This is a genomic window from Dyadobacter sp. CY345, from assembly GCF_021502725.1.
Lineage (GTDB): Bacteria > Bacteroidota > Bacteroidia > Cytophagales > Spirosomataceae > Dyadobacter.
Map to the genome: position 1 here is coordinate 1834882 of NZ_JAKFFS010000001.1, position 12976 is coordinate 1847857.

General features: G+C 40.1%; 13 protein-coding genes. 4 read left to right on the forward strand and 9 right to left on the reverse strand.

The genetic code is table 11. The annotated features are described in order from the left end of the window. Positions 1-18: 18 nt before the first annotated feature. Genes L0657_RS07730 through L0657_RS07745 form a run of 4 tightly spaced genes read right to left on the reverse strand, consistent with a single transcriptional unit; the run spans position 19 to position 2132 of the window. A complete protein-coding gene (locus L0657_RS07730) occupies positions 19-594 on the reverse strand; it encodes a phosphatase PAP2 family protein (RefSeq protein WP_235149973.1) in 576 nt (191 codons plus the stop codon). Beyond that, a complete protein-coding gene (trpS, locus tag L0657_RS07735; protein ID WP_235149974.1) occupies positions 591-1568 on the reverse strand; it encodes a tryptophan--tRNA ligase in 978 nt (325 codons plus the stop codon). Before trpS ends, L0657_RS07730 begins: the two co-directional genes overlap by 4 nt. A 52-nt stretch (positions 1569-1620) precedes the next feature. Beyond that, positions 1621-1908 carry a type II toxin-antitoxin system RelE/ParE family toxin gene (locus L0657_RS07740; RefSeq protein WP_235149975.1) on the reverse strand — a complete coding sequence of 96 codons (288 nt, stop codon included), beginning with the start codon at positions 1906-1908 and terminating at the stop codon, positions 1621-1623. Next, positions 1905-2132 (reverse strand): hypothetical protein, encoded by a 228-nt coding sequence (locus L0657_RS07745; protein ID WP_235149976.1) that lies wholly within the window; start codon positions 2130-2132, stop codon positions 1905-1907. Before L0657_RS07745 ends, L0657_RS07740 begins: the two co-directional genes overlap by 4 nt. A 155-nt stretch (positions 2133-2287) precedes the next feature. On the opposite strand from L0657_RS07745, the gene L0657_RS07750 reads away from it, so the two are divergent. From L0657_RS07750 to L0657_RS07765, 4 genes are all read left to right on the forward strand, one after another. Beyond that, a complete protein-coding gene (locus L0657_RS07750) occupies positions 2288-2977 on the forward strand; it encodes a DUF2461 domain-containing protein (RefSeq protein WP_235149979.1) in 690 nt (229 codons plus the stop codon). A gap of 57 nt (positions 2978-3034) precedes the next feature. After that, complete coding sequence (dnaE, locus tag L0657_RS07755; protein ID WP_235149981.1) at positions 3035-6673, forward strand: DNA polymerase III subunit alpha; 3639 nt, start codon at positions 3035-3037, stop codon at positions 6671-6673. A gap of 89 nt (positions 6674-6762) precedes the next feature. After that, positions 6763-7095, forward strand: coding sequence for a thioredoxin (trxA, locus tag L0657_RS07760; RefSeq protein ID WP_235149984.1), 333 nt, complete (start codon positions 6763-6765; stop codon positions 7093-7095). A 315-nt stretch (positions 7096-7410) separates the two neighbouring features. Further along, a complete protein-coding gene (locus tag L0657_RS07765) occupies positions 7411-7623 on the forward strand; it encodes a HigA family addiction module antitoxin (protein ID WP_255717802.1) in 213 nt (70 codons plus the stop codon). A gap of 19 nt (positions 7624-7642) precedes the next feature. Here the strand turns inward: L0657_RS07765 and L0657_RS07770 are convergent, their stop codons facing one another. The 5 genes from L0657_RS07770 to L0657_RS07790 all read right to left on the reverse strand — a co-directional run bounded on the left by L0657_RS07770 (position 7643) and on the right by L0657_RS07790 (position 12825). Then, on the reverse strand, positions 7643-8533 hold the full coding sequence (locus L0657_RS07770) for a serine hydrolase (protein WP_235149990.1): 891 nt from the start codon (positions 8531-8533) through the stop codon (positions 7643-7645). Positions 8534-8536: 3 nt separating this feature from the next. Then, positions 8537-9412, reverse strand: coding sequence for an aldose 1-epimerase family protein (locus tag L0657_RS07775; protein ID WP_235149992.1), 876 nt, complete (start codon positions 9410-9412; stop codon positions 8537-8539). A 48-nt stretch (positions 9413-9460) separates the two neighbouring features. Continuing rightward, the gene (locus L0657_RS07780; protein WP_235149996.1) at positions 9461-10669 is read right to left on the reverse strand and encodes an aspartate aminotransferase family protein; all 1209 of its coding nucleotides are present in this window, start codon (positions 10667-10669) and stop codon (positions 9461-9463) included. A 68-nt stretch (positions 10670-10737) separates the two neighbouring features. Further along, positions 10738-11931 carry a hypothetical protein gene (locus L0657_RS07785; RefSeq protein WP_235149997.1) on the reverse strand — a complete coding sequence of 398 codons (1194 nt, stop codon included), beginning with the start codon at positions 11929-11931 and terminating at the stop codon, positions 10738-10740. A 45-nt stretch (positions 11932-11976) separates the two neighbouring features. Next, positions 11977-12825 (reverse strand): type 1 glutamine amidotransferase, encoded by an 849-nt coding sequence (locus L0657_RS07790; protein ID WP_235149998.1) that lies wholly within the window; start codon positions 12823-12825, stop codon positions 11977-11979. Between the last annotated feature and the right edge of the window lie 151 nt (positions 12826-12976).

The following is a 12976-nucleotide window of genomic DNA, read 5'->3' on the forward strand; positions in this document are numbered from 1 at the left end:
AAAATTAATAAAAATCAATCAATTAGGGTAGTATTTCTTTAAAAATATTAAATAAAGTTGAATACATATCCATCCAATAATCAGCCCAACCACTGCGCCGACGAATATGTCTGAGGGATAATGTACACCAACATATACCCTGCTGTAAGCATAAATTGCTGCCCATACGAAGAGCCAGCCCATATTATTTATCTTATCCTTAGTCAGTTGAAACCAGACTATCGCCAGCGAGAAACTAGTGGAAGCATGTGCCGACGCAAATCCATAAAGTCCTCCACAGCCTCCGACATTATGTACCAGATCTTTCAAAGCAGGTTCATGACAAGGTCTGAAACGCGCAAAATAGGGTTTCATCACGCCCGAGGTTAATTTATCTGCAAGGATCACAGCTGCCAACACAGTGATGATAATGGCAATTGATCTCGTTTTTTCTGCTTTAACTGTCAGAAAAAGCAGGATCGCGTACATGGGAATCCAGGTATATTTAAAAGTGATCCAATACATTATCGAATCCAGCAGCGGCGTATTTTTCCCGTTAAGCCATAAAAACAATTCCTGGTCTCCGTGAACAATAATGTCTATTGTGGAAGTCATGCTCCAAATCCGAGTACACGGCGAACTTTTGAAATGGTCTGGCGAGCAATGATACGTGCCTTTTCTTCACCAGCCATAAGAATTGATTCCAACTCGTCATTGTTTTCCATATAGTAATTATACAGTCGACGCGGTTCTGCATATTTTTCAAGAATGATCTCGAAAAGTGCCTGTTTTGCATGTCCGTACCCATATCCGCCATTCAGGTAATTCTGACGCATTGTTTCAATTTCGGACTCAGATGCAAGCAAAGAATAAATTTTAAAAGTGATATCAGTTTCCGGATCCTTCGGTTCTTCAAGCGGTGTGGAATCAGATACAATCTTTTTTACAACATTTTTCAACTCTTTTTCCGGCAGGAAAATATTGATGTAATTGTTGTAAGACTTGCTCATTTTCTGGCCGTCAATGCCGGGAATGATCATCATTTTTTCATCAATCTGTGGCTCAGGCAAAACCAGAATATCTTCTCCCGCAAGTAGATTAAAACGTGACGCGATATCTTTTGCCATTTCCAGATGCTGCTTTTGATCTTTGCCAACAGGAATGATGTTGGCATTGTAAAGCAAGATGTCGGCAGCCATTAGCACAGGATATGTAAATAATCCTGCATTTACATCTGCAAGTTTATCAGATTTATCCTTGAAAGAAGTTGCATTGGCAAGCATCGGAAAAGGTGTAAAGCAGCTTAAATACCACGAAAGTTCTGTATGTTCCTGAACACGGGATTGTCTCCAGAAAACATTTTTATCGGTGTCAAAACCAAAGGCAAGCCAGGTTGACGCAATTGAGCGGACATACAACTCACGTTCTGTTGCGCTTTTGAGTGTAGTCAGCGAATGAAGATCCGCTATGAAAAGAAATGATTCGTTGTCTGGATTTTTGGATAGTTCGATAGCAGGCTGGATTGCCCCCAAAAGATTCCCCAAATGAGGAAGTCCGCTACTTTGTATCCCGGTAAGAATTCTGGCCATTTAATTAATTAACAGATTTACTGATATCAAATTTTGTTGTGGATATTATCTTTTACAAACGTGGTTTTCGTCGATTATCCCAGAAATAAAGCAGTACAACTACGTCATTTTCAATTTGATAAAACAGTGTGCAACGTTTGTTTACGAAACCTCTTCGAATAGAAGAATTTGAAGCGGATGCCTCGAAAATATAAGGAAAATTAGCAATTTCAAGTATCCTTTTATTAGCGGTTCTAACAAATTTTTGCGCTTGTTTTTCCGATCTGTGTTCCTCTATGTAGTGTGTGATTTGACCAAAGCTTTCTTGTGCTTCTGTGGTCCAGCGGATGGAAAAAGTCATAGATACTTTTTGTAATTTTCCATAACTTCATCGTTGGATTTAGTTTCTCCAGCCAAAAACTGCTTCTGAGCCTTATGTATACCATCCTTAACATGTTCGGGTAAATCTCCCCAGAAATCAGGTGATTCTACTTCGAGTTGCTGTTTGATCTTGTTCCAATACTCTATTGGTATCACCGCAGCTGTTTTCTCACCCTTTTCATTTGACAAAAATTGAACGTTCATAACTTTCGTTTGATTATGAGTTTTATGGAAACTTCGTTCTTTCAATTTGTAAAATTCGTTAAATTGATTCAGAAAAACGTGGTAAATTTGATATTTGTAAATTGTCTAAGGTTTACGAAACGTGAAAAACAGATTCTTATCCCAGAATATATTTTATGCTTCAACCATCAACACTGAAATTTCTAACTGACTTAGTCCAAAATAACAATAGAGAATGGTTTCTTGAAAACAAAAAACGATATGATGATTCAAAAGCAGACCTTGAAAAACTGGTCGGGACTTTGATATCAGAAGTCAGTAAATTTCATGATTTGGGAAATTTGCAAGTGAAAGACTGCATTTTCAGGATTAATCGTGACGTCCGTTTCTCTAAAAATAAAGCGCCTTATAAAAGTAATCTGAGTGCCGGAATCGGTCCGGGCGGGAGAAGTTCCGGAAGGGTCGATTATTATCTGCACATTCAACCAGATGGAGAATCATTTCTGGGCGGAGGGATGTGGGATGCAACGGCTGAACAATTGGCAAAGTACCGCCAGGAGGTTGACTATAATGCTGACGAACTAAAAAGGATTATTTATGATAAAGAATTTCGAGAATACTTCCCTGAAATTTCCGGTGAGTCTTTGAAGACAGCACCAAAAGGTTATCCAAAGGATCACCCCGAAATTGAGCTACTGAGGAGAAAACAACTTTTCTTCATTCATCGTTTTTCAGATAAAGATGTGACTTCGAAGGGTTTCGCAGATTCGATAGTAAAAGGCATGAAATTGCTGAAACCTTATACCGATTTTATGAATTATATATTGTACGATGCCAATCCGGAAGCGGAAGATATTCAATTATAATGATTGAATGTTGTAATGATTGAATCATAGAATTGAGCGAATCTTCAAAATAAAAATATGCAATTTTCCCACTTACACTGCCACACCCAATTTTCACTGCTGGACGGCGCTGCTGATATCAAAAAGCTTTTCAAAAAAGCCAAGGAAGATAACATGCCGGCCGTTGCCATTACCGATCATGGAAACATGTTTGGGGTATTTGAGTTTGTGGCTGAGGGTAACAAACAAGGGATAAAACCAATTGTTGGCTGCGAGTTTTATGTGGTCGAAGACAGGCATATCCGACAATTTACGAAAGAGAAAAAGGATGTTCGTCACCATCAGCTGCTTTTGGCGAAGGATGAAATCGGATACAAAAATCTGGTTAAGATGTGTTCGCTCGGATTTATCGAGGGAATGTATGGAAAGTATCCCAGAATTGATAAAGAGCTGATTGTCAAGTATCACAAGGGGCTTATTGCTACAACTTGTTGTATTGGTGCGATCATTCCTAAGACGATTATCAGAAAAGGAGAGGCGGAAGCGGAGAAAGAATTTAAATGGTGGCTGGACCTTTTTGGAGACGATTTTTATGTTGAATTGCAGCGCCATGAAATCCGGGATCAATATATCGTCAATGAAGTACTGATACGTTTCGCCAGAAAATATAATGTTAAAATTATTGCTTCCAATGACTCGCATTATGTGGATCAGGAAGACTGGAATGCGCATGATATTTTGCTGTGTATCAATACCGGTGACAAACAAAGCACGCCTTCTGCGAAAGATTTTGACGATGATAAAGGAATTCCGAAAGGCTCCCGGTTTGCATTTTTCAACGATCAGTTTTATTTCAAGAATACCAGTGAAATGATGAAATTGTTTAACGACTTACCTGAGTCGATAGACAATACAAATGAGATCGTTGACAAGATTAAAACGCTAAACCTGAATAAGGATATTTTGCTGCCAAACTTCCCGATACCGGAAGAGTTCAAGACACATACGTTGTCTGAAATGGTTGGGAATAAGGAGCTGACGGCAGACGTTTTGAATCAGTGGGAATACCTTCGGCATTTGACATTTGAAGGTGCAAAGTTCAAATATGGTACGATAACGCCGGAAATTGAGGATCGCCTGAATTTTGAGCTGAACACGATCCGAAATATGGGTTTTCCGGGTTACTTCCTGATTGTGGCCGACTTTATTGATGCGGGCCGGAAAATGGGCGTGTTTATCGGTCCCGGCCGTGGTTCTGCTGCCGGCTCTGTGGTTGCCTATTGTACCGGAATTACGAATATTGACCCGATTAAATACGACCTCCTTTTTGAGCGTTTTCTGAATCCCGATCGTATATCACTACCTGATATTGATACGGATTTCGATGATGAAGGCCGGCAAAAAGTGATCGATTATGTAGTTAAAAAATATGGATATAATCAGGTTGCGCAGATTGTGACCTATGGTACGATGGCCGCAAAGTCGGCGATAAAGGATGTGGCGCGTGTGATGGATCTACATCTATCTGACGCCAACATGCTTGTAAAACTGGTTCCTGATAAACCGTCCTACAACATGACTTTGGCCAGGATTTTCTCTGCGCCACTGGAAGGAGAGGGAAGTTTGACGAAGAAGGAAGGCATTGCGCCTGAAGAATTGGACAATGTTAAAAAACTTCGTGCGATAATTGGTGGTAATGACTTGCAGGCGAGTGTGTTACAAGAGGCGCGTAGATTAGAAGGTACGGTTAGAAATACAGGTATCCACGCTGCCGGTATCATTATAGCACCAAGTGATTTGACAGAAATTATTCCGGTAAGTACTTCAAAAGAATCTAATTTCCTGATAACCCAATATCAGGGCAAGATTATTGAAGATGCGGGAGTAATTAAAATGGACTTTCTAGGTCTTCGAAACCTGACTATCATCAAGGAAGCACTGCGTCTGATAAAGCGTAACCATAATGAGGATATTGTCATCGACGATATTCCATTGGATGATCCGAAGGTGTTTGAACTTTTCCAGCGAGGTGATACCAACGCGATTTTCCAGTTTGAATCCGATGGGATGAAAAAGCACATGAGGGATCTAATTCCCGACCGCTTTGAGCACCTTATCGCGATGAACGCCTTGTACCGTCCAGGGCCGATCGCTTATATCCCTAACTTTATCCGCAGGAAAAACGGACATGAAGAAATTACTTACGATTTACCTGAATTGGAAGAGTATCTGGCTGATACTTATGGAATTACGGTGTATCAGGAACAGGTAATGCTTCTGTCACAAAAACTGGGGGGATTTACAAAAGGCCAGGCGGATACATTGCGTAAGGCAATGGGTAAGAAACAGATTGAAACCCTGAACAAAATGAAAGGGTATTTCATGAAGGGTGGGGAAGAAAAAGGTCTGGATTTAAAGAAACTTGAAAAGATCTGGACGGACTGGGAAGCGTTCGCGTCTTATGCCTTTAACAAATCTCACTCAACTTGTTACGCATTTGTTGCTTACCAGACAGCTTACCTGAAAGCACATTATACGGCTGAATATATGTCGGCTGTATTGACGAGCTCACTGGGCAATATTGATAAAATTACATTCTTCATGGAAGAATGCAAGAGCCAGGGAATTACGGTTTTAGGGCCGGATATCAATGAATCAGATCGTCAGTTTAATGCAACTGGTAAAGGGGAAATCAGGTTCGGCCTCGCCGGTGTGAAAGGAAGTGGCGACGCCGCTGTTGAAGCAATTATTGAAGAAAGAGATCTGAATGGTCCATTTAAAGATATTTTTGATTTTATAACCCGGGTTAATCTAAGAACTGTTAATAAGAAGACACTTGAAAGTTTGGCTTATGCCGGCGGCTTCGACTGTTTTACGGATTATCATCGCGCCCAGTATTTTGCCGTTGAGCCAGGAGGTAATGGTACTTTTATTGAAAAGCTTATCCGATATGCGAATAATTATCATGCAGATTCGGCTCCGAATCTGTTTAGCAATTCTGGTGGCGGTGGAGATATCGTTAAGCCAAAGGCAATTGAAATGGAGCCATGGGATGATCTGGCCAAGTTGCGTTATGAGCAGGAAGTGGTAGGTTTCTATATTTCGGGTCACCCGCTTGATACATTTAGAATTGAGCTGGACAATTTTTGTAATGGTACGCTGAACGAGCTTATGGTTATTCCGGAAGGGGAACGGGCTCCAAAGAATTTCGGAAAAGATATCAGCGTGGGCGGGATTGTGACAAGCGTAATGGAAAGAATGTCGAAAAATGGTAACCCTTTTATTATTTTCAAAATTGAAGATTACAAGGGTTCAATAGAAATGCTTTTAGGCGGAGAAGATTGCGTGAAATTTAAAAACTACCTTGAAGTTGGCAGGTTTTTATATATTAAAGGAAAAATTCAAAATCGATGGAAGCAGGAAGACCAGTTTGAATTTAAAATTTCTTCTATTCAATTATTAACTGAAATCCGGGATAAGATGTGCAAAAAGATTAAAATCAACCTTACGCTGGATCAGATAGACGCCGAATTTATTGAATTGTTAAGCAATACATTTAGCAGTAATCCGGGGCAATGTCCTGTAAATATGACGGTTAAAGATCCGGATACTCATTTGGAGGTTGAAATGGCTTTACGGAACTACCGGGTTTCTCCAACCAACGAATTATTTAAAACTTTGAAGGGCTTTCCGGGGGTAGACTTTTCCCTTAATTAGAACGGAAATTCAAGAATTTAGGAACTTTTATACCACTTATTTCCTTATTATCTCAACTAATTAATATCAAAAAATAGACACTTATTGACATGGGAAAAGCACTTGAAATTACCGATAGCACTTTTGAAGAACTTATTCAGGGCGATCAGCCTGTACTTGTTGATTTCTGGGCAGAGTGGTGCGGTCCTTGTAAAATGATCGGGCCGGTTGTTGAGCAATTGGCTGGTGAATATGAAGGAAAAGCTGTTATTGGTAAAATGGACGTAGATATGAATTCGGCAATCCCGGCTAAATTTGGTATCCGTAGTATCCCTACTTTGATGATCTTCAAAAATGGTCAATTGGTAGATAAAGTAGTTGGTGTAGTACCAAAAACTACTTTGGAAGATAAATTGAACGCTCAGATATCAGCGACTGTTTAATTTTAACAGTTTCAGAAATTATATAAAAAAGGCTCCTGATGGAGCCTTTTTTATGGTTTTACTTATTAAATACTGTTGATTCAATTGAAGATATTCAACAGATGGGTTCTGGAATTCACAAATTATCAGGTAGAATGGCTGATTTCTGGTTACTTACTGTGACTCCAAATTACCGTCTGATTTAGATTTGAAAACGGCAATGTCTATGATATTGATTACATTGATTATCACTGAAATATGAATATGATGAAATGCAATTTACCTCCGGTACATCCCGGAGAAATTTTAAGAGAGGATTAAATAGAGGAACGCAATCTGACGATTGTTGAGGTTGCCCAAAAACTGGGAATAACGATCACGAAATTGTCGGATATTTGTGAGGAGCGTGAAGGAATAACTTTTGAGCTGGCAGCCAAACTTTCGGAGGTATTTGGAAATACTCCACAGTTCTGGATTAATCTTCAAAAAAATTACGAATTATGGTTAAAAGAAAAACGGGGAAATCTATACAATGTTACTATTTCATAATTTTCTCATCGAGAAGAGCTTATTTCAAATGCAAATAAATCATCTCAGAAATTTCAGCTAACATGTTTTTTGTTGTTTTTTCTTCATCCCAGCCTTTTGATAACAAAACTAATACATATTTTTTTCCGTCAGGCAGGAAAATAATGCCGCTGTCGTGATATACCTTGGATATCGATCCGGTTTTGTGTGCAACTTTGACTTCTTTTGGTAGTTTACCTGGAATAACATCATTGAATTTTTGATCAAGCAAAATTTTGATCATCGCATCACAGGACTTTTGATCAACAATTTTGCCGGCCGCAATTCCTTCGAACAATATTCTAAGATCATTGGCTGTGGTCGTATTATTCAAGCCCTTTTGATATGCCTTTGCATCTTCAACACCGCGCAGAATCTGGATGTCTTTTGCTCCCAGTTCCTTCATCGTTTTTGAGACATTTTCAGCACCAACCAGATCGATGATAATGTTTGTCGCGAAATTGCTGCTCACGATAATCATCTCATAGACCAGATCTTTGATCGCCCGTTTTTGCCCAATCTTCCGGTAAAGAAGATGGTCGCTATCCTGAATAGAATCGAGGCTATATAAACTCCCATCGACGATACTCTTAAACTCATTTTTTATGATGATTGAGTCCGTCAAAGCGAATTTTCCTTCGGCCGCCTGTTTGAAAACTTCAACCATGACCGGCGTTTTCATCGTACTTGCCGCATGAAAGGATTCAGATTCATTGATCAGCAGCGATTCCCCGGTCGCAAGATCTTTGAAGGCAACTGCATACGTCCCGGTGTGTTTTTGAAGTTCAGTCGAGATTTTTTGCCGGAGATCACAAATATTCTGCTTGGGCTGGGCCAATGCAGAAATTTTGACAAAGCAGATTAATACAACCCAAAGGCACAAATGCTTCATAAACTATTCTATAATTTCGATAGTGTAGGAAGCAGCAAAGGTCTTTCCGGCCGAAAGACTCAAAATTCCTTCTTTTGTCTCAAAATTCTGATCGCTGTCGGCTGTGTCCGCAATGCCCAGCCAGGGTTCAATGCAGACAAAGTTTGCGTTAGGTTTAGCCCAAATCCCCAGGTAGGGAAATCCTGTGTAGTCAATATGCACCACCTGAGACGACTTTTTGCTTTTCAAACTTACGCTTTTCGAATTTAGATTTTTGAATATCAAAGCGTCGTTATCGAACATTTCAGGGTCCAGCGGGAGAACATTACTGTTTACAATCATCGGTTTGGTTTTGTTTCCAACCAAACCTCCTTCTGCCAGAAGCCAGGTAGATGCAGTTTCGGTTTTCGCAAATTCCAGGTAATAATCTTCATAAATCTCGCCATCATTCACCGGACATTTAAACGCAGGATGGCCGCCCAGAGAAAAAAACATCGTTTCCTCACCATGATTGATGACTTCATGCGAAACGACGATCTTATTATTTTCCAGTGAAAAGGTGATCATAAACTCAAATTTGTACGGGTAGATCAGCAGCGTTTTTTCGCTGAATTTTAAACCGTAAGTCAAACTTTTTGCAGTCTCTTCAACCAGTTTCAAATTTGGATTATTTCTAATAAAACCATGTCTCGGCACTTTGTATTCTTTGCCTTTTATCAAAACAAAACCATTTTTGACAGCACCGATAACCGGGAAAAGTACAGGCGCATAACTACCCCAGATATCGGGGTTAGCATCCCACATGTATTCTTTACCCGAAGATTTGGACTGGATCTGACAAAGCTCGGCGCCCAGTTCATTGACGCCTACTGTTAGTATATCGTTTTCTATAGTAGCCATGATTTTATCGATTCATAATGTTGGTATATATGCAAACTAAACTTGAAATTAACCCAATACTTCTAAAATAACAGCGCAGCCCTCACGAATTTGTTCGTCTGTAATTATTAAAGGTGGAGCGAGACGCATGGAATTGTCACAAAACAGGAACCAATCGGTGATCACACCGTTTTCAATGCATCTGTCAATGGTTTGCTTCAATGCTTCAAAAGATTCCATTTCTGCTGCAAGCATAAGTCCTCTTCCGCGCACTTCTTTTATTTTTGGATGTACAAGAAGAGACTTGAAAAGTTCTCCTTTGGCAATGGCATTTTCCGCCAGATTATCTTTTAAAGTTACTTGCAACGCTGCAAGAGACGCTGCGGAACTTACCGGATGTCCGCCAAATGTGGTAATGTGCCCAAGAATCGGATTGTTTTTAAAAACACTCATAATTTGCTGGGAAGCCATAAAAGCACCTATCGGCATACCACCTCCCATACCTTTGGCGCTTAAAAGAATATCCGGATAAATATTATATTGTTCAAAAGCCCAAAAAGATCCTGTGCGGCCAAAACCTGTCTGAATTTCGTCAATGATTAATAATGCACCAACCTGCGTGCACCGTTCCCTTAATGCTTTTACATATTCAAGTGACGGAACCCGGACGCCCGATTCGCCACCAATTATCTCAATAACAACAGCTGCTGTTTTTGAAGTGATATGCTGTAAATCGTCAAGGTTTCCGTGTATAATATTTTTAATTTCAGGCAAAAGGGGACGGAAACCCCGTTTAAAATGTTCCGCTCCGGAAAGACTTAGTGCGCCTTGTGTTGCGCCATGGTAAGCATTAAAACAAGAAATAAATTCAGCGCGACCCGTAAATCGTTTCGCGAGCTTCATAGCTCCTTCCACAGCTTCGGTGCCGGAATTTGTGAAATAGACATTGTCAGTTTTGCCAAATGGAGAAGGCGTTCCGGACTCAATATCCAAGGTGTCTACCAATGCTTTTGCAAGCTGAACTTGCGTACTTTGAACAAATTCACCGTAAACCAGCAAGTGCATGTGCTTGTCGAGCTGCTTGTGAAGCGCAGCCAAAACTTCCGGATGGCGGTGGCCAACATTACTTACGCCAATTCCGGAAATTAGATCCAGATATTGTTTGCCGTCCGTATCATACATGTAAACGCCTTCCGCTCGCTCAATTTCCAGTGCAAGCGGGTAATCTGATGTTTGTGCTAAATGGTCAAAAAAATGTTGTCGGTGTGAAATATGCATTTACTGTTCTGTATACTTTTAATAATTTCTATATATCTGATACTTTCAATAATTTTAGAAAGTGTGCTTTAATCTTCAAAAAAGCATGCAGTTCCGCCAACCCAGGTAAAGTCTTTATTGAACCGGACACCGATCATTTCTCCGCGACTTAACCTACTTAAACTGGTGATTAATACTGGTCTGGGGGCATTATCAGGCCAGATGTACATCATTCTGATCTCACATTTTACCAATCCGTCCGGTGCCTGAACGACAGGTTCATAGACTACTTTTTTTTGCAAAATATAATTATCAGGATCAGGAATATTATCTAAAATTTCGCGCGTTACATGTAGTTGAACACCTGTTCCAGCGAAAGAAAAGAGGGGTTTCAATACATAATTTTCCAGATCATCAGGAAAATCACCCTGGTAATCAGAGATAAATCTTGTTTCAGGAATATACTTGCTTTCGAGAAACGGCAACGTAAACTTACTGATCCTGAAAAACCAATTGGGATGGCCAACCCAGGTGATGTCAACATCATCCGTGAAATGGAAGCTGGTTTTCAAATCGGGATAATTAAGCAGATCGTCGAATATAAGCCGGTTGTAAATCCGCTTTATCTGGATTTTTCGTCCCTCATTTTCGTAGTACAAATTTCGCCCTTCTTTAATTATTTTGGTATAACACACAGCCTTTACACCCAGCAAATTTTCGGTCAAGGCAAAATCAATTCGTGTTTTTTGCTTTTCAGGAAATATTTCAAGCAGGATAACCTGCTCCGGATTTTCGCCGGCTAGTATTAATTTTTTCAGTTTGTCTACATAGGCGTTTAAGTCGTTTGCACCGAAGACATAACGGAAATTTTCCGGGACCGGGAAATTCTCCTTGAATTTTTCCGACAGAAACCCTTGATAGGCGTAAATTGAAGCGAATCCTTGAAGTTCAATTAGTTGTGGAATTAATTCTCCATTTTGATCTTTGCAAACTGCAAAGTCAATAGCCAGAAATGAGGAATGATCATTCTCTCCCGGAACGTGCTGGTCCGTAGGGATAGCCCGATCGGTTTTTGTTTTGAAGTCATCGGATACAATGGTATCTATAATCTCCTCACAAGCCTCAATCAATTTATCTTTCAACTCTCTTGGGACAAAAACCGGAGTTTCAGCTACCCGAAAGTCAAGCGCACCAGGAAAGTCCGAATCGATTGACGCTAAAAAATTTCTATACTTTTCTTCGGTAAAAGACTGATTATAAGCCTGCCGTGCTTCTTTGTGCATTTTACTGAATTTAGTTGTCGTGAAGTTGAAGCGATAGATTACAGTTTAGACTGGGACAGTCGGAGATACCGGCATTTTGTCCAAGGCAATTTTCAGGAATGACGGGATGATTGTGGCCTCCGTCATTCGAATCTTATCCGGATCGTTCAGATGCTCGATCATATCATTGTATTTTGCTTCACCATGATTCGCAATGATACTGGTCTTTTTGTCTTCTCTTAAAAAGTAGCGCAGCATTCCCTCAGCGTCTGCTTCCGGATGAAACTGTGTTCCAACGATTTCTTTCGAGAAACGAATGGCCATTATGGCACGTTCAAGATTTACATGTGGACGAATTTTTTCAAGGCAAAGAATCTTCGCTCCCATGTTATCTATCACCTGCTGGTCAGGCTGGATAACCTGAAAATCCCTTGAATCAACAATCCAGAAGGGATCGTTCAACAGATTTAAAACCGGATCTTTTCGGCCGCCGGATGTTTTGTGGACAGGAAATGTTCCGAATGAAGTTTTTCTTCTTCTTCCAACCATTCCAATCTGCCAATGAATACAGGCCATTTGAAAGGAGTGGCAAATCAAAAAGAGGTGTTTCTTGGTTCTGTTATGTCTGCTTGCATTGTATTCAGTCAGTTTGTCGAGAAACCGGAAAAATTTCCTTTCCCAAGCTTCACCGGTAGGCGACGGGTTTCCCGGTCCGCCTGTTGAAATGTATGCGTCGAAGTCCATTGCCGGAATTTCCAGTTTCTGGCGCACATCAAAAATCTCGTAACTCAGAGTCAGTGATTCCTTCTCACCAAATTCGGTGATAATTTTTTTTATACAACGCATCCCCTCATTTTCAAAGCCGTTGTACATATCCAGAATTGCAATCCTGAACTGTTTCTTATCGTTGTCCATCTTGTTTTCGGGCCAAAAAGTTGATTGTATTAACCTTGGTATTCCCTTTGTTGTTATATTTAAAAACGCAAATTTCCTGATTTGATTCAATAAAAAGAAGAATTCTCTTCGTGCAAGCCAGAAAAGAATTCTTCTTTATTGTCAAAAAACA

Bases quoted from the DNA above. Each gene is read 5' to 3' on its own strand.
- trpS (WP_235149974.1), bottom strand. From the start codon at position 1,568: ATGGCCAGAATTCTTACCGGGATACAAAGTAGCGGACTTCCTCATTTG.
- L0657_RS07780 (WP_235149996.1), bottom strand. From the start codon at position 10,669: ATGCATATTTCACACCGACAACATTTTTTTGACCATTTAGCACAAACA.
- L0657_RS07770 (WP_235149990.1), bottom strand. From the start codon at position 8,533: ATGAAGCATTTGTGCCTTTGGGTTGTATTAATCTGCTTTGTCAAAATT.
- trxA (WP_235149984.1), top strand. From the start codon at position 6,763: ATGGGAAAAGCACTTGAAATTACCGATAGCACTTTTGAAGAACTTATT.
- dnaE (WP_235149981.1), top strand. From the start codon at position 3,035: ATGCAATTTTCCCACTTACACTGCCACACCCAATTTTCACTGCTGGAC.
- L0657_RS07745 (WP_235149976.1), bottom strand. From the start codon at position 2,132: ATGAACGTTCAATTTTTGTCAAATGAAAAGGGTGAGAAAACAGCTGCG.
- L0657_RS07750 (WP_235149979.1), top strand. From the start codon at position 2,288: ATGCTTCAACCATCAACACTGAAATTTCTAACTGACTTAGTCCAAAAT.
- L0657_RS07730 (WP_235149973.1), bottom strand. From the start codon at position 594: ATGACTTCCACAATAGACATTATTGTTCACGGAGACCAGGAATTGTTT.
- L0657_RS07785 (WP_235149997.1), bottom strand. From the start codon at position 11,931: ATGCACAAAGAAGCACGGCAGGCTTATAATCAGTCTTTTACCGAAGAA.
- L0657_RS07775 (WP_235149992.1), bottom strand. From the start codon at position 9,412: ATGGCTACTATAGAAAACGATATACTAACAGTAGGCGTCAATGAACTG.
- L0657_RS07740 (WP_235149975.1), bottom strand. From the start codon at position 1,908: ATGACTTTTTCCATCCGCTGGACCACAGAAGCACAAGAAAGCTTTGGT.
- L0657_RS07790 (WP_235149998.1), bottom strand. From the start codon at position 12,825: ATGGACAACGATAAGAAACAGTTCAGGATTGCAATTCTGGATATGTAC.